At 40.6% G+C, this 24,870-nt stretch carries 22 protein-coding genes and 2 tRNA genes; 9 read left to right on the top strand and 15 right to left on the bottom strand.

What is annotated here, in order from left to right:
- Nucleotide 1: 1 nt before the first annotated feature.
- The 7 genes from BSHG_RS08940 to upbY all read right to left on the bottom strand — a co-directional run bounded on the left by BSHG_RS08940 (nt 2) and on the right by upbY (nt 6,593).
- On the bottom strand, nt 2–982 hold the full coding sequence (locus tag BSHG_RS08940) for a GHMP kinase (RefSeq protein WP_008659606.1): 981 nt from the start codon (nt 980–982) through the stop codon (nt 2–4).
- A 3-nt stretch (nt 983–985) separates the two neighbouring features.
- Nucleotides 986–2,239 (bottom strand): HAD-IIIA family hydrolase, encoded by a 1,254-nt coding sequence (locus tag BSHG_RS08945; protein WP_008659603.1) that lies wholly within the window; start codon nt 2,237–2,239, stop codon nt 986–988.
- The gene (locus BSHG_RS08950; RefSeq protein ID WP_008659601.1) at nt 2,236–3,171 is read right to left on the bottom strand and encodes an NAD-dependent epimerase/dehydratase family protein; all 936 of its coding nucleotides are present in this window, start codon (nt 3,169–3,171) and stop codon (nt 2,236–2,238) included. The genes BSHG_RS08945 and BSHG_RS08950 overlap by 4 nt, the downstream gene beginning before the upstream one ends.
- A 6-nt stretch (nt 3,172–3,177) precedes the next feature.
- Nucleotides 3,178–4,017, bottom strand: coding sequence for an alpha-1,2-fucosyltransferase (locus tag BSHG_RS08955; protein WP_008659600.1), 840 nt, complete (start codon nt 4,015–4,017; stop codon nt 3,178–3,180).
- Nucleotides 4,014–5,447, bottom strand: coding sequence for a hypothetical protein (locus tag BSHG_RS08960; protein WP_008659598.1), 1,434 nt, complete (start codon nt 5,445–5,447; stop codon nt 4,014–4,016). Before BSHG_RS08960 ends, BSHG_RS08955 begins: the two co-directional genes overlap by 4 nt.
- Nucleotides 5,448–5,585: 138 nt before the next feature.
- Complete coding sequence (locus tag BSHG_RS08965; RefSeq protein WP_008659596.1) at nt 5,586–6,065, bottom strand: UpxZ family transcription anti-terminator antagonist; 480 nt, start codon at nt 6,063–6,065, stop codon at nt 5,586–5,588.
- Nucleotides 6,066–6,068: 3 nt separating this feature from the next.
- Nucleotides 6,069–6,593 carry a capsular polysaccharide transcription antiterminator UpbY gene (upbY, locus tag BSHG_RS08970; protein WP_005786813.1) on the bottom strand — a complete coding sequence of 175 codons (525 nt, stop codon included), beginning with the start codon at nt 6,591–6,593 and terminating at the stop codon, nt 6,069–6,071.
- A gap of 521 nt (nt 6,594–7,114) precedes the next feature.
- On the opposite strand from upbY, the gene BSHG_RS08975 reads away from it, so the two are divergent.
- The 3 genes from BSHG_RS08975 (at nt 7,115) to BSHG_RS08985 (ending at nt 8,794) form a co-directional block, all read left to right on the top strand.
- Nucleotides 7,115–7,453, top strand: coding sequence for a hypothetical protein (locus BSHG_RS08975; RefSeq protein WP_005786811.1), 339 nt, complete (start codon nt 7,115–7,117; stop codon nt 7,451–7,453).
- Nucleotides 7,454–7,593: 140 nt separating this feature from the next.
- The gene (locus BSHG_RS08980; RefSeq protein ID WP_005786809.1) at nt 7,594–7,941 is read left to right on the top strand and encodes an SH3 beta-barrel fold-containing protein; all 348 of its coding nucleotides are present in this window, start codon (nt 7,594–7,596) and stop codon (nt 7,939–7,941) included.
- Nucleotides 7,942–7,990: 49 nt separating this feature from the next.
- On the top strand, nt 7,991–8,794 hold the full coding sequence (locus tag BSHG_RS08985) for a DUF4373 domain-containing protein (protein WP_005794855.1): 804 nt from the start codon (nt 7,991–7,993) through the stop codon (nt 8,792–8,794).
- A gap of 293 nt (nt 8,795–9,087) precedes the next feature.
- On the opposite strand, the gene BSHG_RS08990 is transcribed toward BSHG_RS08985, so the two are convergent.
- The gene (locus tag BSHG_RS08990) at nt 9,088–10,359 is read right to left on the bottom strand and encodes an ATP-binding protein (protein WP_008659589.1); all 1,272 of its coding nucleotides are present in this window, start codon (nt 10,357–10,359) and stop codon (nt 9,088–9,090) included.
- Between the two features lie 213 nt (nt 10,360–10,572).
- Here BSHG_RS08990 and gmd point away from each other — a divergent pair, with 213 nt between their 5' ends.
- The 4 genes from gmd to BSHG_RS09010 all read left to right on the top strand — a co-directional run bounded on the left by gmd (nt 10,573) and on the right by BSHG_RS09010 (nt 15,839).
- On the top strand, nt 10,573–11,646 hold the full coding sequence (gene gmd, locus BSHG_RS08995; RefSeq protein ID WP_005786803.1) for a GDP-mannose 4,6-dehydratase: 1,074 nt from the start codon (nt 10,573–10,575) through the stop codon (nt 11,644–11,646).
- 4 nt (nt 11,647–11,650) lie between these two features.
- Nucleotides 11,651–12,721 carry a GDP-L-fucose synthase family protein gene (locus BSHG_RS09000; protein WP_008659588.1) on the top strand — a complete coding sequence of 357 codons (1,071 nt, stop codon included), beginning with the start codon at nt 11,651–11,653 and terminating at the stop codon, nt 12,719–12,721.
- A gap of 193 nt (nt 12,722–12,914) precedes the next feature.
- On the top strand, nt 12,915–14,573 hold the full coding sequence (locus BSHG_RS09005; RefSeq protein ID WP_008659587.1) for an AMP-binding protein: 1,659 nt from the start codon (nt 12,915–12,917) through the stop codon (nt 14,571–14,573).
- A 108-nt stretch (nt 14,574–14,681) separates the two neighbouring features.
- A complete protein-coding gene (locus BSHG_RS09010; protein ID WP_008659586.1) occupies nt 14,682–15,839 on the top strand; it encodes an LA_2272 family surface repeat-containing protein in 1,158 nt (385 codons plus the stop codon).
- Nucleotides 15,840–15,930: 91 nt separating this feature from the next.
- Here the strand turns inward: BSHG_RS09010 and BSHG_RS09015 are convergent, their stop codons facing one another.
- From BSHG_RS09015 to BSHG_RS09030, 4 genes are all read right to left on the bottom strand, one after another.
- Nucleotides 15,931–17,925 carry a fructose-1,6-bisphosphatase gene (locus BSHG_RS09015; RefSeq protein WP_005794862.1) on the bottom strand — a complete coding sequence of 665 codons (1,995 nt, stop codon included), beginning with the start codon at nt 17,923–17,925 and terminating at the stop codon, nt 15,931–15,933.
- 48 nt (nt 17,926–17,973) lie between these two features.
- Nucleotides 17,974–19,635 carry a putative transporter gene (locus BSHG_RS09020; RefSeq protein WP_005786793.1) on the bottom strand — a complete coding sequence of 554 codons (1,662 nt, stop codon included), beginning with the start codon at nt 19,633–19,635 and terminating at the stop codon, nt 17,974–17,976.
- An 85-nt stretch (nt 19,636–19,720) separates the two neighbouring features.
- Entirely contained in the window at nt 19,721–21,073 is a 1,353-nt protein-coding gene (locus BSHG_RS09025) for an MATE family efflux transporter (RefSeq protein ID WP_005786791.1), read from the bottom strand.
- Nucleotides 21,074–21,184: 111 nt separating this feature from the next.
- The gene (locus BSHG_RS09030) at nt 21,185–21,631 is read right to left on the bottom strand and encodes a hypothetical protein (RefSeq protein ID WP_005786789.1); all 447 of its coding nucleotides are present in this window, start codon (nt 21,629–21,631) and stop codon (nt 21,185–21,187) included.
- Nucleotides 21,632–22,094: 463 nt separating this feature from the next.
- On the opposite strand from BSHG_RS09030, the gene BSHG_RS23645 reads away from it, so the two are divergent.
- Nucleotides 22,095–22,229: a hypothetical protein gene (locus tag BSHG_RS23645; protein ID WP_255021165.1), complete on the top strand. Its 135-nt coding sequence runs from the start codon at nt 22,095–22,097 to the stop codon at nt 22,227–22,229.
- Nucleotides 22,230–22,276: 47 nt separating this feature from the next.
- Here the strand turns inward: BSHG_RS23645 and BSHG_RS09035 are convergent, their stop codons facing one another.
- The 3 genes from BSHG_RS09035 to BSHG_RS09045 all read right to left on the bottom strand — a co-directional run bounded on the left by BSHG_RS09035 (nt 22,277) and on the right by BSHG_RS09045 (nt 23,933).
- On the bottom strand, nt 22,277–23,638 hold the full coding sequence (locus tag BSHG_RS09035; RefSeq protein ID WP_005786787.1) for an MATE family efflux transporter: 1,362 nt from the start codon (nt 23,636–23,638) through the stop codon (nt 22,277–22,279).
- Between the two features lie 58 nt (nt 23,639–23,696).
- A tRNA-Glu gene (locus tag BSHG_RS09040) sits at nt 23,697–23,768 on the bottom strand.
- 78 nt (nt 23,769–23,846) lie between these two features.
- Nucleotides 23,847–23,933: transfer RNA gene (locus BSHG_RS09045), tRNA-Ser, on the bottom strand.
- Nucleotides 23,934–24,210: 277 nt separating this feature from the next.
- On the opposite strand from BSHG_RS09045, the gene BSHG_RS09050 reads away from it, so the two are divergent.
- Nucleotides 24,211–24,792, top strand: coding sequence for a Crp/Fnr family transcriptional regulator (locus BSHG_RS09050; protein ID WP_005786786.1), 582 nt, complete (start codon nt 24,211–24,213; stop codon nt 24,790–24,792).
- Nucleotides 24,793–24,870 lie beyond the last annotated feature (78 nt).

The following is a 24,870-nucleotide window of genomic DNA, read 5'->3' as shown; positions in this document are numbered from 1 at the left end:
ATTATCTATCTCCTACATATATAATTTTTGATCCATAATTATCAAACCTAAAATCAATTTCTGTAAATTGAGACATTTTTTTTCGGAAATTTTCCTGTATACCTTTTGGACAGTAAAATAGAATAAAACCACCACCGCCAGCTCCTAGTAATTTCCCACCTAAAGCTCCTGACTTTAGACCTAAATCATAAATATCATCTACAAAAGAGTTAGAGATAGAGCCGGTTAAAGTTTTCTTAAGTAACCATCCTTCATGAAGATACTGCCCAAAATCATCGATATTATTATCTTCAAGAGATCTCTTAAGATCAAAAGCTAACTTTACCATAGCCTTTTGATTATTAAATTTATCCTTCTCTAAAATTTCTCTATTTTGTTCTTTTAGTATTGAATTTGCAGAACGTGTCCCTCCCGTATAAATCATAATAAGATTATCTTCTAATTCCTGCTTTTTATGAGGATCCATTATTATTTTCTCTACATTAACAGTTTCATCCGGATAAAATGAAATCAGATTTAAACCACCACAAGCCGCAGCATACTGATCCTGCTTACCAATAGGACTTTTCAATCGCTCAATCTCCACTTCACAAGCCAGCTTTGCAAGCATTTCATTTCCTACTGCCTTATATTTATAAGCATAGATCGCATTCAACAAGCCAACTGTAAATGCACTACTAGATCCTAATCCAGTCCCAGCAGGAATATCCGCTATAGAATTCAGATCTATTCCTGTTAAATCACTCATCTTTAATACTTCTTTAAAAATAGGATGCTGAATTTCGTCAAATGATGATACCAACTCTGTCTTTGAATATTTCAACTGAATTTTCCGGGAATCAAAAAAAGGATGAATGGCTATATACACATATTTATTTATTGATGTACTAAGCACAGCGCCCATTTGCTGACTATAAAAAGATGAAAGATCTGATCCACCACCTGCAAATGAGATTCGAAAAGGGGTACGAGATATAATCATAAATTATTTAATAAAATTGCGAAGAGCATTGAGAAGGGCAAAAGGTTTATTACGTTCAATCAATATAGAGGCACTCACTCCCGCATTTTGCCCAGCTATAATATCACTGTCACGATCTCCAATCATATAGGATTTCTTAAGGTTAATATTTAGATCTTGTGCAGCTTGTAACAACATACCTGGATTAGGTTTACGACAAGTACATTTTATTTTATATTCTTTACGTTCTTCAGGAAAGCCTTTATCTGGATGATGCGGACAATAATAAATAGCATCCAAATAGGAGTGTTCAAATCCTAATAGTGTCTCCATTTTTTTATGAATAAATTCCAATTCTTCTATTGAACACAAATTCCTAGCTATAACAGGCTGATTTGTGACAACTACAGCAAGATATCCACTTTCATTAATATAACGAATAGCATCAGCAGCTCCCTCTAACAACTCTAATTGCTCAGGCTTACAGAGTAAGTCTACTTCTTTTACAAGGACTCCATCTCGATCCAGAAAAACAGCAGCTTGAGCATATTTTTTATTTAATCTAGCTACTTTACCTGTCAATACATCATTACATACTTTCTTATATCGCTCAGGAGTACCCATATCTTTTATATACTCAGAAGAAACATATCCAATCAATCTTAAATTTTCTGTAAGTACTTTTGGAAATATATCTTTCCCAAAATCAGACTTAATTCCCTGAGGAATATGGAGTAGTAAACGAGGAGATAGAATGTACAAGGCTGCATTGACAAGATTACGATATAAAAAATTCTTAGGATGCGGTTTGGAATGAAAACCTATAATCACTCCTTTCTTATCTATTTCAACCAAATCAGAATCATAAGGATGATCATTAGGATGCAGGAATAAAGTCGCATCAGCCTGCTGTATTGTATGAAAAGCATACATCTTATCTAATGCAACATCCATTACAGTATCTCCATAAAATAGAAAAAAATCCTCTGTCAAGACATTCCTCAATTCCGCCAAAGCACCAGCAGTACCCAAAGGAGAATGCTCCTCAAAATATTTAATCTGCACTCCAAAAGATTCTCCATTTCCAAAATAGGAACGGATTTTATCTCCCAAATACCCTATTACCAGAAAAATATCAGTATGTCCATATCGTTTAGCTAATTCAATCTGATATTCTAAAACAGGTTTACCATTTATAGGAATCATAGCTTTAGGAATTTCACTATTAAGTGAAGCAATCCTAGTTCCTTTACCACCCGCAATTATTACAACTTTCATTTTCCTAAAGCTTTTTGAATGGCTATTCGAACCGAATCATTAGAGTTATAAGTCGCACTCCATCCAAGAGTATTTATCTTCGTTAAATCATATCTAAATTCAGGTACATCTCCTATCCAACCGCGAGTTCCTCCTGTATACTCTATACTTGCACTAAGCCCCATTTCATCGATGACCATCTGGGCAATTTCCTTTACCTTAGTTCTTGTTGTAGACCCCAAATTAAAAATATTAATTTCTTCATGAGAATTTTTACAGATAAATAAAATACCACCAATAAGATCTTTGACATAGAGATAAGGTTTAATTTGCTCACCATCGCCCAAAACAGTAAGTACATTAGGATTTTTTTGTAATTTATGAATAAAGTCATAAATCACCCCATGTGTAAAACGTTCACCCACCACATTAGGAAATCTAGCAATCCATGTCTGAATATTATACATAGAACTAAAAGCGGATATAAAAGCCTCACTAGCTAATTTGGCAGCACCATAATTTGACACAGGTAATAAAGGTCCATAATTTTCCTTTAGCCAATCACTTGTTTCTCCATAAATAGCAGAAGTTGAAGCAAAAAAGAATTTTTTCACCTTAAACTCCTTCATACATTGCAGAACGTTAAAAGTAGTATTAAAAGTAAGGTCATAATCAACAGTAGGATCTTGACTTCCCTTTTGGATATCAGAATTAGCAGCCAAATGATAAACCATATCAAAGTCCTCTTGGATAAAAATTTGGCGTAAACTAGATCTATTTAATAGATCTTCTTGAATAAAAGAAAAATGGCCATCATCTACAAGATGCATAATATTTTCTTTTCTACCACGTGACAAATTATCTAAAGCCACTACTTGATTGTCATTGCAAACTAATAAATCACATAAATGGGAGCCTATGAAGCCAGCTCCTCCTGTAACCAATATCTTCATATTAAATTAAATATTTGAAATTTTCACCCAATCATCAAAAATTATATCAATACATTCATCTTTTTTGAATATTGTTGGAGAAATAACTATTTTATCTTTATTTATATTCAAAACAGCTGCCCACCAGCTAAAGGTACTATTAGCTATTATATGATTTCTACATCTAGACATCAAATACATATCCCAATAGCTATATATAGGAGGAGTAACGATAATTTCCATATCAATATCGAACTTCTCCAAAAATAGCTTTGCCCATATACTATCATTTGAAAAAACATAAAATCTAGGGTTAAGAAAATGTTCTTTCATAAAAGAAATAGCTCTTTCATAATAAATTTCATTACATATCCCTTGATACGCTGGTATGCCCATATAATCTCCTCTACGAATATGAATAGAAACCGAATTTATTGAACTCAAAAAATCTCCTTTTTCAATAGTCATTTGAGGAATATTTCGAAATATGAATTGTGCGCGTAATTCCTCGATCACATAATTTACAATCTTTTTAGACTGCCAATAGCCCAAATAAAAACGTGCATAAGGAGGATCAAATTCATGATCACCGATTGGTATAACATCATCTTTACAACTTAATTTCCTTACAGGAGGTATCTTCATCAATAACTTTATAAAAATCAAATGTACTTTCAAAAAATAAGTTCTATAAATAGATTCTTTGATATCAAAAACTTTAATCAGTTCAAATCCATTATGCATTTTAAATTCACTATAAAGGCTATTATCAATAACAGCCTTTATTCCTTTCTTTTTTAAAAACAGATAAAATGCATATTGAAACATTTGATTTCCAAGACCTCCCGAAAAAATAACTTTTTTCATCTAAAACGCAAAATAAATTTAAAGCATGCTTGTCTAAAAGCCACTGATATTAAACATAGACATAATGTATAAAATAATGAAATAAAGAGGACTATCATCAAAAAGCTTATCCAATTAGTTGGAAAATAATCAATCACTAACAACACAATATACACAAAAGCACATACAAGTATTGTTTGAAAGATATTTTGATATATCTTTTTCACATCATCTTTACAATCAAAAATATTTATAATTTTTCTCCCATAATAAAAGTAAAATGCTAAGAATTCGATTCCAATTGACAATAATAAAATACCATTTATCTTAAAATATAAAGCTATTGGAATAATCAATGCAAAATACAATACAGCCTGAAAAAACAGCACTAAATTATTGATCTTAATATCACCCAAATTAAATATAATTAGAGAGATTGTTTTATTAACAGTAGATAACATCAACAAAACGATTATAAGAAAATTAGAAATTCCTCCACAATAATTATTAGCGCCAATCCATATCAATATAAATGATTCATTCAAAAAAAGAAAACCAACAAAAACTAATCCCAACAACCAAACCAATATTTGAGTTAGTAAAAAGATCATTGTTTTAAGCTGTTTCTTTTGATTAGCGCCATACAAATTACTGATAGAAGGAGCAAATGAAGACACAATTCTTAAAGCAACAGTTTTTCCCATATCTGGTACAGTTTGAGAAAACCTCAAATTAGCTGAGGCTATTGGGGAAATATACTTCGTACAAATAAAAGAATTCATATTTGACAATAGATTCTGCCCCAAACTTCCAAAGAAATTATAAAATGACAACTTAAAAAAGTCCTTCATTAACAAAAGATCAAATGAAAAACCAATTTTCTCATTAACGAAACGATAAGTTATATATAAAATACTTCCTAATATATAAATTATTGATCTTATCAAAGAAGCATAACCTATAGACAAAAGACCATATTCTAATCTAAAAAAAACAACAGTAAGAATTAAGCCTGATATATTTGCAAACAAATTGATAAATCCGATACATTTACTACTTAACATTCCATAAGCAATTGCACCAATAGAATAATAGATTATCATTAAAGAAGTACCTGTTAATGTATAATTAAATGCATTTATCAACTCCTCCTGATATTCATATGGAACATTCAAAAACAAACTTATTTTTTCACTTAATAATATACCTACAATAAAAACTAATAAAGCGATTATTACACTCAATAGAACTCCATTAAAACTATAACAACCAACAGAACGACAATCCATCTTACCATAATAATATGAAACTTTCTGAGTAACAACACCTCCTATCCCAGGATCAAGCAAACTTATTATTGTTAAGATATTCCCTGTAGCCAACCAATATCCATATAAATCTTTGGGAATATAAACTAGATATATAGGTACCAATATTATTCCGACCATCATAGTATAAATAAAATTCAAACTATAAAAGATTAAATTCCATTTTATGACTTTCCTATTTTCCCGCTTTTTACTCAATTTCTAAAGTTTCAAATTTAACAAATAAAAACAACCGTCATTTTTAGATATATAAATAATTTATTAAAGTTCGAAATATGGATATGGATTCTCTTCTAAAATCTTCAAACTCTCAAATACCTCTTTTTCATCATTTGAAAGCCTGCTATGGTCCCAGCCACTAATAATTAAATGCGCCTCTTTCGCCAACTCCTCTTCAAACACCTCACCATAACAATAAGTCAACAACTGGCATTTCAATAAAGTAGCAGGAAGTTGGTCAAGCACGTCCCAACAACGATTGAGAACAACTTGCTTTTTCTCCTCCTTGTCACCCTGATTATAGATGGTTGCATTGTAACCCATCAATAATGCCAGACAGATGTTTGCTTCCTCTTCGGGAGTAGCACCACGCTGAGGATACAACGCATCGGATTGTTCTAAAACTTCTTTGTTCAACTGACGGAAATGATCGGTATAAATAGGAGCACCATCCACACCTAAATAGAGTAACTCGTGCGCGAGACTCTGTAATTGTTCAATTTGAGAAGTGAGTGTATTCATAACTTAAATGACACGTAAATAACTTTTGGGAACTTTGACGCTGGCGCTCAATACACCGGCAATACGAATAACAACATAAGTTTTGTTGGCCTCGCTGGCAAGTTCGCCCTCGACACCACAGAAATCACCTTTAACTACCTGAACCCTGCTACCGACAGATAAATGGTCATTATCGAAACTGACGCCATTCGGATCTAAATCCATGACAAATATGAAGTCCTGCATCTGTTTATCAGGAACTATCAGCATAGCCCTGGTAAGCAGGTCTTTCATATAAAAAAGCTGGATATTGTATTTATTAGAAATATCACAAGCATCTTGCTTGGTAGCTTGGATGAAGATAAGATTCTTAATAACAGGGACTTCCACCCGTTTTCGACGATATTTCAACTGCCGGATGACAAACTGAGTGGGAAGATAGTAATTGAGATCAAGTTCAGTCTTCAATTTTTCAAGAGAGTCACGAATAGCAAACTCTTGTTTATCTCGTGTACGGGCGGCAAACCAATACTTCTGTTGTTCAGACATTTACGATTTATACTTGGGGAAATTTTCCTTTGTTTCGGGTGCGCTTCGCGGTTTGAACGAGACATCTTTTCTCTTTCAAACCGTCAAATTTTACGAAACATTTTTAGAAGTTGAGAACGAACGAATGTGTTTCAAAAAACGTTCGTCTTTTGAAACAGCATTTTTTGAGTTTTTTTCGATGAAAAAATGAATATTGTAAAGTTGCTGAGCAGAGAACTTTTTTTGCTCTATATGTGTTTGAAAATCAACAATATAAAATCTTTGATAAAATTTTATCCACTAAATATTTTGTACATTAAAACAGACTCCTTACCTTTGTTAAATCAAACGAACGTTTTTTGAAACAACACCTATATCTTAAGATAAATAACTAATAACAAGATCCTTACAGTTCAAGATTCTCCCTTTAAGCTAAAAAAACTCCGGTATTCTTTTATATTTATATTTTTTTATACAAACTTTGTCCTTTCATAAATTCATTTAATAACTAACATTATGGAAGAAAAAAAGTAGTTATCTCATTGAATGATAACTTAGTAACCATCGAAGTAAATGGAAAAGTAATCTTTGCGGGTAAAGCCGACTTGCAATTCAGCCTCAATCAAAAGGTTAGAGAACCACTACGCATCACAAAAGGCAAAGGAAAGCTAATGGAGGCACTTACCGAAAGCTTTATCAAAGGCGGAATCAACAGCATGGAAAACAGACCCATTGAAGAACTACAAGAAACAATAAAAGAATATCTCACCTTTGAATATCAGCGCAAAGGCATTGCTACAGAGCCCAATAAACGTTCTTTTCTATCAGAGCTGAAAAAATATGCCAGAGCATTCCGGAAAAAGCGAGATGAAAGCGAATAACCGATTGTTAAAATCCTGTAAAAGCCCCTTTCTAAAGTACTTTTACAGGATTAGTCTATTCAAAACTTATTACCGTACTTTGCCATGGGTAAAAATAAAAGCCCGACAATAACTCATTAATAAACTTAAAAAAATCAATTATGAAAAAGAACAGGAAAGCAGTATCGAAAAACGAAATGATGAAAGGAAAATGGAAAAGACAAATCATGCTCGAAAAGGACTACACTGAACAGTGTTCCGAATGGATGGCAGAACGACTGGAAGCCCTCATAGAATATATGCAATATGGACATGCAGCCGTAGCTTATATGAAACAGGACGGAACATTCAAACTGGTGAAAGGAACATTGGTGGGATACGAAAAAGATTTCGGAAAGCAGTATGATCCGATGGAAATAAAAAACACAGTGGTCTACCGGGATGTGGAGCAACAAAGGTGGATGACCTTCAAAATAGAGAATTTCATGGAATGGAGAGCGATCGTATAGGAGAATCTTTCAGTGACCAATTAATCAGCAACATAACAACTTAACAATTATGGCAACAACATACGATGGAATAAATTACTTTCCGATAGCTGTGAATTTTATGGAAGAGAACGCAATGGAGGTAATAGAAGCAAAATATGGCATGAAAGGACTCGCGATTGTACTGAAACTCCTATGCAAGATATATAAAGAAGGATATTATATTCCGTGGGGTGAGGAACAATGCCTTATTTTCGCCAACAAGACGGGAAAAGAGGCAGACGCAGAAGAGGTGCAGGGGATTATCGAGATAATGATCGAGAAAGGAATGATAGACAGGGGAAGCTATGCGGAACATAAAGTACTGACCTCTGAAGCAATACAAAAAGTATGGATAGAGGCAACCAAGCGAAGAAAGAGGAACTGGACAGCCATGCCTTATCTACTGATAAAACCGAAAGAGACATGTAATGAAGAAAAGACTGTCTGCACGCAAAATGTAGAGCAGGATGCAGGCTCTGATGCAAAAAATGCATGCAATACCGAACAAAGTAAAGTAAAGCAAAGTAGAGAATTTCCCCCCTCAGCTCCCCCAAGGGGGAAGGAAGAGGAAGTCAATGCTACGCCGGTCAGTATGCCCGGATACGCATTTAATACAATGACACACAACTACGTGGGATTAATGGGAAACCTGGAACGATTCGGAATAACAGACGAAAAAGAGATCGAAGCAATCCTGCGACTGTCGGATTACGGGAGAAAAGGAACCCCTGTATGGAAACTGATTTGCAGCACGAACTGGAGTAACATCGGAGCAAAAGGAAAATACATGATCGCAGCGTTGAACCGGGCAAAGAAAAGAAGCGGAACCTAAAAAAGAACTTTTCTGACAAACAGTACATTTTATATTCTGGAAAATGCTGTTTGCTTGCAATCAATTAAAGAACGCAGCTGTTTTCCTCCGGAAACGAGCACTGATTCTCAAGGGGTTGAAAAGCGATTCAAAAAGCACTAATACGAAGTTAAAATCGTGACTTCAGGAAGTTAACTTCCCGAAGATACGATTTTAACTTCGTAAAATTATGATATTAACTTCGTAAACAACAAGATGTTAACTTCGTAAACGGCATCATCCGGACATCAAAGCAATCAAAAAAGATTGTCAGACTATAGTATTTCAGGCAGTTGCCAGACTTGTATGTGACGAATCCCTTCTTTGGAGGGCAATGTGGTATCGTCCATAGAAACGACCCACTTTTCATAATTGTCTTGTATCATCTCCAGCGTGTTGTACATTTGCTCCACTTGAAAATCATCATTGAGTAGAGGTGCACATTGCAAATACACAATGCGATCTTTTTTCCTGCCAACAAAATCGACCAGTTTGCCTCCTCGAAGCACACCTACAAAAACGGTATATCCGGCACGCCGCAGTTCCAAATAAACTTGGTTCTCAAAGCAGGATTTTCGGGAACCGGCAAAAAAAGGATACAGATGGCGCATGAATGCCCAATCGTTAATATAGTATTTGCAGCTACCCAGAAGAATCTCTTTGCTGCGGATCTGATAACGTTCCACGCGATGAATCAGAGAGGTGTCTTCCAGATAACAGATATAATTGGCGACCGTATCATAACTCGTCTTCCGGTTCTGGGCAGCAAAGTGACTGACCAACTGACCGATGGTAATCAACTCAGCGAGATGGGTGCACAAATAGACGAACACATCTTCGAGCAGGCGAGCATCCTTAATCCGATATCGACGGATGATATCACGAAACAGAATCGTATCGCGGAGAGCGGAAATGGCTTTCCATCCGGCCTCCGCATCCGGAAGATTGAAAAGAATGGGTAGTGCCCCCTTATCCATATATTCCGCGTAATTTTTGCCGGTAGCCTCTACCCTCTCCAATATCCTGTGCTCGGAAAAGCTAAAGGGAAATATCTCAAAACTGACGTAATGTCTGGCCAAAAGCTTCTCGGCTTCACCCGAAAGCATATCCTGGTTGGAACCACTGATAAACAGCTCGCAAGTATCTACAAAGTCCTGTGAATGGGAATGGACAAAATGTTCCCAGCCCTCCACTTTTTGTATTTCTTCAATAAAAATATAGACTTTACCTACCGGATGGATTTTCTCACGATAGATAAAAAGCAAGTCGTCCAGATCACGATATCCGGAAAGTACGCCCGAATCTGTGAACTTCTTACTTATATATAGAATGTTCCGTGATGAAACACCATCGGCAATCAACTGATAGATGATCTGCCGCAACAGGCATCCTTTACCTACCCCTCTCTGTCCGGTCAGGACCTTTACAAGGCGGTTACCTACATACCCGAATATACGGTTTGTGTAACTTTTACGGGCAAATTCCACTTTCGGAAGTTTTCCATTCCAATAGTTGGATGATACCAATTCATCAAATATATCATTCATATACGAATTTATTTAAAATAAAATTCATTATATAAAATAGAATAGATATTTTAATATTAAAAAGCATAATATTCATTTCTATTTTAATAAATTACAGCAAAGATAAGTTTTTTCCGTTGAAAAAAGAAAATAATTCAGCAGATAGATTGCCCGTTCTTATGAAAATACCGAATATTGCATCGTCAAAAAGATTATAAACTCAAAACAATAGACATGAAAAAAGCTCTTATTTCAGGTATTACCGGACAGGATGGTTCATTCCTCGCCGAGTTTCTTCTTCAGAAAGGTTACGAAGTACACGGCATCCTGCGCCGTTCATCTTCTTTCAATACAGGCCGGATCGAACACTTGTACTTTGATGAATGGGTGCGCGATATGAAACAGAAACGTACAGTCAACCTGCACTACGGAGATATGACCGACTCAAGTTCACTGATCCGCATCATCCAGCAAGTACAACCCGACGAAATATACAACCTGGCGGCACAAAGCCACGTAAAAGTATCGTTCGACGTACCGGAATATACCGCCGAGGCGGATGCACTCGGTACATTGCGTATGCTTGAAGCTGTCCGCATCCTGGGACTGGAAAAACAGACACGCATCTACCAGGCTTCCACTTCCGAACTCTACGGAAAAGTACAGGAAGTGCCGCAAAGCGAAACGACTCCGTTCTATCCGCGTTCTCCGTATGGAGTAGCCAAGCAATACGGTTTCTGGATCACCAAGAACTATCGTGAAAGTTACGGAATGTTTGCCGTAAACGGTATCTTATTCAATCACGAGAGTGAACGCCGTGGCGAGACTTTCGTAACCCGTAAGATCACGCTGGCAGCAGCACGCATCGCACAAGGCGAACAGGATAAATTATATTTGGGTAACCTGGATGCCAAGCGTGACTGGGGCTATGCCAAAGATTATGTAGAATGTATGTGGCTGATCCTGCAACATGACGTACCCGAAGATTTCGTAATCGCTACCGGCGAAATGCATACCGTCCGCGAATTCTGTACACTGGCATTTGCCGAAATAGGCATCAACCTGCGTTGGGAAGGCGAAGGCGTTAATGAGAAAGGAATCGACACAGCCACCGGCAAAGTACTGGTAGAGGTCGACCCGAAATACTTCCGCCCTGCCGAAGTGGAACAATTGCTCGGTAACCCGACCAAAGCCAGAACCGTATTGGGATGGAATCCATGCAAAACACCATTCCCGGAACTGGTAAAAATCATGGTACGCCACGATATGGCCAAAGTGAAAAGAATGATTGCGACTAAACATGATTGACAGAATGGATAAAAACGCAAAAATTTATGTAGCCGGACACCACGGACTGGTGGGTTCGGCTATATGGAAAAACCTGCAGGAAAAGGGGTATACGAATCTGGTGGGACGCACACATAAGGAACTGGACTTATTGGACGGTGCGGCCGTAAAGCAGTTTTTTGATGAGGAAATGCCGGAGTACGTGTTTTTGGCTGCCGCTTTTGTCGGAGGGATCATGGCCAATAGTATCTACCGTGCGGACTTTATCTATAAGAACTTACAGATACAGCAGAACGTGATCGGAGAAAGTTTCCGCCATCAGGTGAAAAAACTACTCTTTCTGGGCAGTACCTGCATCTATCCGCGGGATGCCGAACAGCCGATGAAAGAGGACGTCTTGCTCACTTCTCCACTGGAATATACCAATGAACCTTATGCCATAGCCAAAATAGCCGGACTGAAAATGTGCGAAAGCTTCAACCTGCAATATGGAACGAACTACATCGCCGTGATGCCGACCAACCTGTATGGGCCGAACGATAACTTTGACTTGGAACGCAGTCATGTGCTGCCTGCCATGATCCGTAAAATTCACTTGGCACACTGCTTGAAAAAAGGAGATTGGGAGGCCGTGCGTAAAGATATGAACCTGCGTCCGGTAGAAGGCATCAGTGGTGCCAACTCCAACGAAGAAATCCTCCGGATTCTCCGGAAATACGGCATTACTGAAACGGAGGTGACACTTTGGGGAACAGGAATGCCTCTAAGGGAATTTCTTTGGAGTGAAGAAATGGCAGATGCCAGTGTCTTCGTAATGGAACATGTGGACTTCAAGGATACCTACAAAGCCGGTGCAAAAGACATCCGCAACTGCCACATCAATATAGGTACCGGCAAAGAAATTACAATCCGCGAACTAGCCGGACTGATTGTAAATACAGTCGGCTATCAGGGTAAACTGACTTTTGACAGCAGTAAACCGGACGGAACCATGCGAAAACTTACCGATCCGTCGAAATTGCACAACCTCGGATGGCATCATAAGATCGATATTGAAGAGGGGGTACAGAGAATGTACGAGTGGTATCTGGGATAATCATTCACCACAGAGGGCATAGGAGGATACAGAGTGATAAAATAGAAAAGAAAACAGAACTTCTATGTCCTCCGTGTACCCTGTAGTGAATACAGTGAAACCTGCAAAAGAAAAATTTAAATAGCTTCCAAGCTTTCAAATCTCAATTAAATAGCTATATTTGCACAATTTATCATCAAATGTGCAAAAAACAATGGAACAAAGTTTTATAGCTTACATTGAAAATAGTATTAAGAATAATTGGGATCTGGACGCCCTGACAGATTATAAAGGTGCCACCCTACAGTATAAAGACGTAGCCCGCAAAATAGAAAAGCTCCACATCATCTTTGAAGAAAGCGGAATCCGCAAAGGAGACAAAATAGCCGTTTGCGGAAGAAATAGTTCCCATTGGGGAGTTACTTTCCTCGCGACTCTCACTTATGGAGCGGTTATCGTCCCCATCTTACACGAATTCAAAGCTGATAACGTACACAACATCGTCAATCACTCGGAGGCCAAACTCCTGTTTGTAGGAGACGTGGTCTGGGAAAACCTCAATGAGTCTGCCATGCCGTTGCTTGAAGGTATCCTGATGATGAACGATTTTACGTTACTGGTATCACGTAGTGAACGACTGACTCACGCACGTGAACACCTCAACGAAATGTTCGGCAAGAAATTCCCCAAAAATTTCCGTAAGGAACATATCGAATATCATAAGGATCAGCCTGAAGAATTGGCTGTTATCAACTATACCTCGGGAACCACCAGCTATTCAAAAGGTGTAATGCTCCCCTATCGCAGCCTATGGTCGAATACGGCTTTCGCTTTCGAGGTCCTTCCACTGAAAGCAGGTGATAAGATCGTATCCATGCTGCCGATGGCACACATGTACGGACTGGCTTTCGAGTTCCTGTATGAATTTGCGGTAGGTTGCCAGATTTACTTCCTCACCCGCATGCCGAGCCCGAAGATTATCTTCCAGGCGTTTGCCGATGTGAAACCCAATCTGATCGTGGCTGTTCCGCTGATTATTGAAAAGATCATCAAGAAGAGCGTACTTCCGAAGTTGGAGACTCCTACCATGAAGCTGCTGCTTAAAGTGCCGATTATCAATGATAAGATTAAAGCAACGGTACGCGAAGAGATGATAAAAGGCTTTGGCGGCAACTTTGAAGCTGTCATTGTAGGTGGAGCCGCCTTCAACCAGGAGGTGGAACAATTCCTGAGAATGATCGACTTCCCTTATACAGTGGGCTATGGTATGACCGAGTGCGGTCCTATCATTTGTTATGAAGACTGGAAACGCTTCAAACCGGGATCATGTGGAAAAGCAGCACTCAACATGGAAGTGAAAGTCCTTTCACCCGATCCGGAAAACGTAGTAGGCGAAATTGTCTGCAAAGGTCCGAACGTAATGTTAGGCTACTATAAGAATGAAGAGGCTACCGCCCAGGTGATCGATAAAGACGGATGGTTACATACCGGTGACCTTGCCCTAGAAGATGCTGAAGGCAACATCACAATTAAGGGACGCAGCAAGAATATGTTATTGAGTGCCAGCGGACAAAATATCTATCCGGAAGAAATAGAAGATAAGCTGAACAATCTGCCGTACGTGGCCGAAAGTATTATCGTACAGCAGAATGACAAACTGGTGGGACTGGTTTATCCGGATTTTGACGAAGCCTTTGCGCATGGTCTGAAAAATGAAGACATGGAACGGGTGATGGAAGAAAACCGGATTACCTTGAACGAAATGCTTCCTGCCTACAGCCAGATTTCGAAAATGAAAATCTATCCGGAAGAGTTTGAAAAGACTCCGAAGAAGAGTATCAAACGCTTCTTATATCAAGAGGCAAAAGGATAAAAGCAGTCTCTATCTTTCTTAAAAAAACATCGATTACGCAGATTTGCATAGATTTTAATAGGATAATCCGTGCAAATCTGCGTAATTTGCGTTCTAAAAATTTAGCTTATGAAGAAAATAATTCTTGTAGCAGCTCTTCTTTCGGCTGCAGTCTGTCTGCCTGCACAGAATAAAGGCGGAAACAAAAGTGGGGGAATCAATCTTTCTTTATGGAAAAAAGCATGTACGCAACCACTTGACAGTACACAGACTACATATGTCAACCTGGGGCTTTTCTCGGCAATGCATAAGTTGCACGGTGTAGGCTTCAATGCCTTCGGAAGTATGGTACAGAACAATATGAACGGTGTGCAGATTTCCGGATTGGCCAACCTTGCGGGAGGAAGCATGCATGGAGTGCAGATTGGAGGTATCAGTAACGTAAACGGCAACAATCTGGCAGGATTGTCTGTTTCGGGACTTGTCAACATCACCGGAAACAAAGCAAAGGGTGTACTGATTACGGGTTTAAGCAACATTGCCGGAGACAATATGCGCGGACTGATGATGAGTGGTATCATGAATATCACAGGAGATAAAGCCGCAGGTGTACAATTGGCAGGCCTTGCCAACGTAACCGGTGAGGAATATGACGGACCTATGATGTCGGGATTGCTCAACGTGGTAGGAGAAGAAATGAACGGACTGCAACTTTCCGGACTTGCCAATGTAACCGGGGGACAAATGAACGGAGTGCAATTGGGACTGTTCAATTTTGCCTCTAAGGCAAAAGGTTTGCAGATCGGACTGTTCAACTATCATAAGGAGGATATGAAAGGACTTCAGCTGGGACTGGTCAATGCCAACCCGCAGACCAAGGTACAGTTAATGGTATTCGGAGGAAACAGTACCAAAATCAATGTAGGTGCACGTTTCAAGAATAAACTCTTCTACACTATCCTCGGTGGAGGCACACACTATCTTGATTTTGACGATAAATTTTCTGCGGCATTATTCTATCGGGCAGGCCTTGAACTTCCACTCTACAGAAACTTGTTTGTAAGCGGTGATTTAGGCTATCAGCACATCGAAACTTTCCGGAATAAAAAGGTGGAAGGCATTCCGGCACGTCTTTATGCCTTGCAGGCACGCCTCAACCTGGAGTATCGGTTTACAAATAAATTCGGTTTGTTCGTCACAGGCGGATACGGTGGCAGCCGTTACTATAACAAAGCCAGGACCTACGACAAAGGCGTGATTGCGGAAGCAGGAGTGGTTCTGTTCTAATTGATTCACAGCCAAACGACACAGCGTCTCACAGAGTTTATATTAAAATTATTCCTCTGTGAGACGCTGTGTTATTCTGTGGTGAACCTGATCAGACCTTCTCCTTTATCAAACCGATCCGGTATGCTACCAACAACTTCTTTAAATCCAGAATTTGCGTTACGAGCTCTTTTCCCTTATCGGTATCTTTCACCATCATTCGTTGTGAATTGAACTCGATGACGAAGGTAGTCGACTTAATGTCCTGTCCCTCTTCGATGGCTTTCTGTGTAGACTGGAAAGGGTCATGCTGCACCAACTGCAAACCATGTGAATGATATACCAGCGTATATCCGGCAATACCGGTCTCCGGCTGATAAGCTTTCGAAAAACCACCGTCGATGACCAACAATTTTCCACCGGCTTTCATCGGCTGCTCGCCTTTAATGGTCTTTACCGGCACATGACCGTTGATGATATGAGTATGCTGCCCTGTCACTCCGAATTCTTCAAGAATCCGGTCACAGATTTCTTCTTTGTTACGCAAAGCATAATAATATCCTTTCGTCTCTTTATGCAGGCTCTTATCCGCAATGAAATAACGTTCGAACGTAGCCATCTTGTCTTTGTCGAACGAAGGGGCATCCGGTCCGCACCACAGATACCAGATGTAATCCATGGCAAAGCGTTTCTCTTCTTCATCATCTTCATCAAAATAAGCCGTACGAATCAATTGGTCTATCTTGTCCAGCAAGTTCTTCCCCCAATACTCTTTACCGCAGATATTCACGTGCTTGAAACTTCCATCCTCGTTGAGAGGCACAGAGGCATGATAAAGCAAATTGGAATTGCACACCAGATACATACCTCCATAGGTAAAGAGGCAACGCATGTGTTTTTTGAGTTTCTCGCTGTTCATAAACGAGTAATGTATCTTTTCTATCAATTCCTGCTCTTCATCAGTCAGACGATAAGGATCTGCAGGATCTACCGTAGGGAAGTTGGTATCGCGCAACGGATATTCTTTGCCTTCATAGACAAATACTCCCCGTTCAAAGTCGATTTTCTCAAGCAACTTGCGACCACCCATTCCGAACTCCGGACGACGATTAATAATGTTTGCCTCCAGCTTAAACTGAATGATGGTAATAGCTTTATGCATCTGGGTTATCAGCCTCAAGGTCTTCTCGTTATAAGTAGAATCGGCAAAGTTGGTCTTAGGTGCAAAGATGGTACAGGGATCATCCGCATAAGTATCCATCGCAAAAGTGGCAAGAGGCAAAAGATTGATGCCATACCCATCTTCCAATGTCCCCAGATTGCCGTAACGCATCGAGAGACGGATCACGTTGGCCATACAAGCTTCATTACCCGATGCTGCACCCATCCAGAGGATATCGTGATTTCCCCATTGGATATCGAAATTGTGATAATCACACAAAGTATCCATTATGATATGGGCACCCGGACCACGATCGTAGATATCGCCCACGATATGGAGTGAATCGATCGTAAGACGCTGTATCAGATTACACATGGCAATGATAAAGTCGTCAGCGCGGCGAGTGGAAATAATGGTACTGATAATCACATTGATATAAGCATGTTTATTGGGCTCGATGGTCGATTCGTGAAGTAGCTCCTGGATGATATAGGAGAACTCGGCCGGCAATGATTTGCGAACCTTCGAACGGGTATATTTGGATGATACGTTCTGGCAGACCTTTACCAGCTGATTGAGAGTGATCAGGTACCAATCGTCAATATCGGTTTCGGTTGCCTTAATCAATTGGAGTTTCTCTTCCGGATAATAAATAAGCGTACAGAGTTCTTTCTTCTCGATCTCACGGAGAGTATGGCCGAATATTTCGTTCACTTTCCGCTTCACCGCTCCCGAAGCATTTTTCAATACATGCTGAAAAGCTTCATACTCGCCATGTATATCGGTCAGAAAATGTTCGGTCCCTTTCGGAAGATTCAGGATGGCTTCAAGATTGATAATCTCTGTACTGGCAGCGGCAATGGTAGGGAAACTACGTGAAAGCAGTTGCAGATAACGCAGATCGGCAACGATACTTTCGGGGGTTATATTACTTTGAGCAGTCATATGATTTACGATTTTACGATTTACAATTTATAAATTTCGCCCGAATGGCTATAGAAGAAACATGAGCAGCACCTGGGCTATAATGACGCGAAGGAACATACTCAACGGATAGACCGTAGCATAAGCTACCGACGGATTATCTCCGGGGATGGTATCATTGGCGTAATTCAATGCCATCGGATTGGCCATACTGCCACACAACATACCGGAAACGCTGCCAAAATCGATCTTCATAATCTTAAAAGCAAAGAACCCCACAAGCACCGTAGGCACGAGGGTCAGTCCAAAGCCCAGGCCGATCCATAAAAGTCCTTCGGGACGGAATACCGTATCGAAGAAATGGGCACCTGCATCCAACCCAAGGCAGGCAAGATAAAGGGACAGCCCCAAGGCACGGAGCATCAGATTGGCACTGCGAGTGGTATAGGTGATCATGTGCAAACGGGGTCCAAAGGTCCCGATCAGGATGCCTACAATAATGGGACCGCCTGCAAGTCCGAGCCGGACAGGAGTACTGATACCGGGAATTGAGAAAGGTACGGCTCCCAAGGCCAATCCCAGGATGATACCGACAAATACAGCCACAAGATTGGGTTCTTTCAAGCTTTTGATGGCATTTCCAAGTACCTTCTCCACATTCTGGATGGCAGCCGCTTCGCCGACCACTGTCAGACGGTCACCCAACTGCAAGGTAAGTTCGGGAGTAGCCAACAATTGCACCCCGGAACGATAGACACGGCTGATATTGATTCCGTAATGATTGCGCAGACGGAGAGCTCCCAACTTCTTCCCGTTCAATTCGGGACGGGTGACGACGATGCGTTGCGAAATCAATTGGCTGTCGATAGCATTCCAATCGATATCTTCCTTGTTCCAATCCGTATTCTCCTGTTCACCGAACAGTACGGTAAGGGCCAATGCGTCTTTTTCGGATGTAACAACCAATAAGCGGTCGCCTTCTTTTATAATCTTTTCGGAAGTGGGAATACTGACATTGCCGTCTCTCCACAAACGGGAAATGACGAATTTTGGATAACTCATATGAGCGATATCCTTAATGCTTTTATTAAAAATAGCAGGGTTGTGTACCTGAAAAGCGGCAATATAGGTTTTGTTGGCATCGTCTTTCTCCTGTACTTCAAGATCTTCCCGGCGTACCAGCAATTTACGGATCAACAGAACTGCCAGAATCACCCCGATCACTCCGAGAGGATAGGCCACGGCACATCCCAAAGCTGGTGTACTGCTTTCAAGCCCCATCTGTTTCAGCGTCTGCTGGGCTGCTCCCAAAGCCGGAGTGTTAGTGGTGGCACCACACAGAATGCCTACCATATTGGGTAACGAAACCCCGGTGGTATAGCTGCAAACAACCGCAAGAAACGTACCCAGAATCACTACTGCGATGGCAAGCATATTCAACGTAACCCCTCCCTTGCGAAATGAGCTGAAAAAGCCGGGACCAACCTGCAACCCCAAGGCATATACAAAGATAATGAGCCCGAAACTCTCGGCGTAATTCAGCATCTGCGGATCAATGGACAATCCGAAGTGCCCGGCCAGAATGCCGGCAAAAAAGACAAAGGTAACGCCAAGCGAAATGCCACAAACATGAATTTTGCCCAATCCGAGCCCAATGGCGGAAATCAGGGAAAGAACGACAACTGCCTGCAAAGCAGAATGTTCGATAAAGAGACTATATAACCACTCCATGTGAATAATTTACCAATGTATCCATAAGCCAATGTATCCGTTAAACGCATAAGGATGCATTAGCGTCGGCAAAGATAGCAACTATTTATGACCTCACAAAGCTTTTATTCACCCACTTCATCCCATACCAACGACGGACAAAGATAATTCCGCGAATGTTTTCATCGAGAGCAAAAGCAACCCACATGCCGCAAATGCCCCAAGCCCAATAAATTCCAAATAAATAACCTATGCCGACAGCCACACTCCACATCACAACCAATCCTACATAGAAAGGATAATTCACATCACCTGCCGCACGGAGGGCATTCGTCGCAAAAATATTAATGGGACGCCCTATCTCGAGCACCACATCGATCAGCAACACAATCACTCCCATACGGATGATCTCCGGATTGGAAGTCAGCCAACTCAGTATAGCATGCCCGGAAGCGGCAATAATACCGGAAAGAATCAGCGTAATCATTACGGATTTCTTCATGACGTACTTACCGAGCAGAAAAGCTGCATGGGGTTTCTTCTCCCCTATCAAATGTCCGATACAGATAGCTCCTCCCTGGGCCATGGAGATGCTGAATAAATAGACGAACATGATAATGTTGACACAATAAGTACGGGTAGCCAGCGCCTCGACTCCAAGCATATTGATAAAAAAAGTAATGACCACTTGCGATGAACTGTACGAGAGCTGCTCTCCGGCAGAAGGCAGACCGACCCGCATCAAATTCTTCAATTCGATAAAAGGAAACGGACGGAAGTAGGCCAACGGGAAACGATGAATGTGTTTGCGGAACAGAATGACAAACAGAATCACCATAGATACTCCACGGCTGAAGGCTGTAGAAATAGCCGCCCCTTCCACCCCGAGTTCGGGACAGCCGAACTTACCGAAAATCAGCGAATAATTACCGATAATATTAAGAATATTGACTACTACCGTCACCAACATCGGATATATGGCTTTATTGGCACTGCGCAATGAAGCGGAAAGAGTGAGAGAAATAGCCTGGAAAAAAGCGAATGCACCCACGATACGCATGTAATCCATACCGTCGGCCATCAGTTCCGGCCCCAAGCCCATCCATTGCAGAATGGTGCGGGCCATTGTAAACAGAATAAGGCTGATTATTCCACCAACCAACAAATTGACAAGCAACGACACCCCCACTACCTGCACCACCTTCTTTTCAAGCCTTGCGCCGAGGTACTGCGAGCAAAGTACGGATGTTCCCAGGTTGATCACCTCAAACACCAAAAAGGTCAGCATAATAATCTGGTTGACAACTCCGACAGCGGCTACACTATTGTCAGAGTGACGGCTCAACATAATGGTGTCCACCGCTCCCAGCATCATAATCAGTAATGTCTCAATAAAAATAGGAGCAGCCAGTTTTGCCAGACGTCTCTTTATGCTTTCCTGTTGAATTCTGTGTGTCATTTTACCTTATCCGTTTCGGGCTGCAAAGGTATCTAAAAACACTGAAAAGACGGATTGACATATATCAAGAATATATCAATCCGCCTGCAATTATCTATATAAAAGTTTAGGTTATCTCACTCCGGTAAAGTCAACATAATTATCGTGTCCATCCAGGTATCCGCTCAGCACATTCCCCCGAATCCAGACATCGTCGAGATAAGAGACATCACCGGGACCATATACCATCCGAAGGGAGTATTGCGAACGGTCCTCCCAATTCCAGGTAAAGGAGTACACCGATTCGGAATAACGTCCGTTGGGATATTCCACCCGGATATAATCTTCTCCATGACGATCGAGATAAAAATTCAGTTCCTGATAGCAATAGTTCCCGTCGGCATCATAAAACGTATCTGCCCAGGGACGACTGCAAAGATCAAGGGATTTATTATAGTACGAACCACCGATATTGTCATCATCATAAAAGTCATCTATCTCAATCTCACAAGAAGTAAGATTTATCATTGCCACTGCCAGCAGAAACAATTTTAAGTATTTAAAAGTTAAAGTCTTCATATCGTATAGTTTTTAGTTATATCAGTTTGATGTGAACAAAAGTAGGGAAAGAAATGATTTGCATGAAAAGAAAAAACCTACATCTGCAGAGGGAATCGCCTAAATAAAAGAGGGAAACAGGACAAAGAAGGCAGAAAGCTCTAAAAAGGACATATCAAATGTTAACAAGAAAAACAGATTTACTAAATAAGGTTACAAAATTACGATTTATACCCGGATAATTTGCCGATATTCTCCAAATCCGTATATTTGCAATGTGTTTTTCATAGTATTAGATTTAAGGTTAACAAAGATTGGTTGCTCGTGAGAGTAGCCTTTTTTTATGCCCTTTCCTCCGGATCAGCTTCAGACTATCCTGACCACCCTCTCCCTCCTTCTGTACACTACTGTTTCATAAGAATTTAAGAACATCTTCCTGCTAAAAGGTGCTTGTAGAAAGAAATCCCCATTTATACTTCTCCGAATGACGACAACGGGTATGGATGGAAAAGCGACTGTCATCTTACATAATTATGAAGATAAAAAGTATCCGGCCGTATTGCATGGTAACAGGCTGTGGTTACGGCCTTATGAAGCCATTGCCTGGAAGCTTACTTAGTGTAAATCTACTCTTGACGCCTCCCCTTGTTGTATTACAGGATTTCGTCAGGAACGGACCGTCAATTTATTCATGATCCTTGGGAACTGAACCGCAAAGATGACCGTACAACAAATGGCTGCCGCAGCATCCGATATTGCTTCGGCAGCATATACCCCCATCACTCCCATCAGGTATGGAAGCATAAGGGCCAGGGGAATCAACAGGATCACCTTACGAAGTAATGCAATAAAGATAGAAACCTTGGCCTGCCCCAATGCGACAAACATATTCTGACAAGCACGCTGCAACCCGAAAATAGTCATCCCCGCCAAAAAGACAGGCATCACCTGTACTACGGTTTCTATCAACTTTTCGTCAGAAGTAAAGGCCGAAGCAATCACAGAGGGAAACAAAATCATCAGCAGGATCAAAACGAGATTGAACAGAAACATAAAGGTCATCACTATTTTGAAGCATTCCTTCACTCTTTCTCGGTTTCCATGACCATAATTATAACTTACGATGGGTACGAATCCCAATGCGAAACCGGCAAGGGGAACACTGACAAAAAGCATGGCACTCTGCATGATTGTCAATGCACTCACATAGATATCACCGAATGTCTTCAATGAACCGTTCAGCACAAATCCTACCAAGCTTTCGGTACTTGCCATAATAAACGGTGAGGCTCCCAACGCCAATATAGCTCCAACAACCTTCCGGTCCAGCCTCATATAACGAGGCTCGAGCCGCAAAGAAGCACGCCGGGATGTCAGAAAGAACAATACCCAGCCAGCACTGCAAGCCTGTGAAATAATAGTGGCAAGCGCAGCTCCTTTCACTCCCCAATCAAAGACAAAAATAAACAGAGGATCGAGCAAGATATTAAGCAACGCTCCAATAACAATCGACAGCATAGCGATGCCGGGACGTCCCTGTGTATTAATAAAAGTATTCAACCCGACAGAGACTTCGACAAAAAGGGTACCGATAAGATAAATCGAAAGATAAGCCGTTGCGTACCCGAGCGTCTGTTCCGAAGCACCGGTAAACAAAAGAATCGGTTCCATAAACAGATAAGATAAGCCGGACGTCAGAAGTGTAAAAAACAGCAATAACACGAAGCCATTACCCAATATTTTTCCGGCATGGGTACGGTTGCCCTGCCCTAACGCTATGGCTGCAAGAGGCGCACCTCCCCCGGCCACAATAGCCGAAAAAGCTGAAATCAAAATAATCAGAGAACCTGCCACCCCGATACCTGCAAGTGCTTGAGTACCGATTCCCGGGATATGCCCGATATAGATGCGGTCCACAATATTATAGAGCAAATTTACGATTTGTGCAATTACCGCAGGAAGTGCCATCCTAAACACAAGTGGCAACATACGGTCCGTACCAAGCCTCTCTTCATATTTATCATTCATAACCAAGATGCAATAAAAAAGCCTTTTACGCTATCGTAAAAGGCTGATTATCATATAGTAGTGGGTACGAGAATCGAACTCGTATTACATGCGTGAGAGGCATGTGTCCTAACCGTTAGACGAACCCACCCGATTGAAAATTAGATTCAAAAAAGAGCTAAGCAATAAACTCAGCTCTTCTTTGTCATCTTAAAGTTGAGATTTGGTGCGGAAGCTGGGGGATTCGAACCCCCGGTACGGTTACCCGTACGTCAGTTTAGCAAACTGGTGGTTTCAGCCACTCACCCAAACTTCCTTTTTAACCGCATTTCCTCTCAAATGCGATGCAAAGATAGAGGTAACTTTTAAACTACGCAAATCTTTCTGCAACATTTTTTTCAAGGATTTTATGCGAAATAAGTTAACCAGCTAAGTTTCAAATGTTAAAGGAGAGAACTTTTTTTTCATACACTTCTTCCTCCGGCCGGACATCGGAGTAAAACGAATCTTTTTACTTTGAAAAATTGATTTATATCAACCGATTTTAGTACTTTTGCCCCGCAATCTATAATAACTTATCAATATATAACATAATGGAAAACCTGAAAGAGACAGTGGATATTGTTGTAAACTCCAGATATCCGGAGATGAACAGAGAGGGACGAGAACTACTGGCACAGGTCTTGATACGCAAAGAGCTGGAAAAGGGTGAAATGTTGTTGAACGAAGGACAAATAAGCCGCCACATGGTTTTTGTCGGTAAAGGGATGTTGCGGCAATTTTATTATAAAAACGGAAAAGATGTCACCGAGCACTTCTCATACGAAGGATGTATCCTGATGTGCATCGAAAGCCTGTTAAAACAAGAACCTACCCACCTGATGGCTGAAGCATTGGAACCGGCGGTAGTATATATGCTCCCTTATGACGTCCTGCAAAAGTTGCTGGAACAATCCAAAGAAATCAATGCTTTCTATCGTAAGGTACTGGAATACTCACTCATCGTATCGCAAATAAAGGCCGATTCATGGCGTTTCGAAACAGCACGCGAACGCTACAACCTACTCTTGCACCATCATCCGGAGATCATCAAACGAGCTCCGTTATCACACATTGCATCCTACCTGCTGATGACCCCGGAAACACTCAGTCGTGTTCGTTCGGGAGTACTGTAAAAAACATTTTTTGATTTATATCAAAACGTAATTCAACTACATGCTGTATTTTTGCAGCAGTTAATAAATAGGTTGTTT

This window comes from Bacteroides sp. 3_2_5, from assembly GCF_000159855.2.
GTDB classification, from domain to species: domain Bacteria; phylum Bacteroidota; class Bacteroidia; order Bacteroidales; family Bacteroidaceae; genus Bacteroides; species Bacteroides fragilis.
Note: the sequence above shows the minus strand (reverse complement) of the source record. Positions and strands in the feature narration are given on the sequence as shown.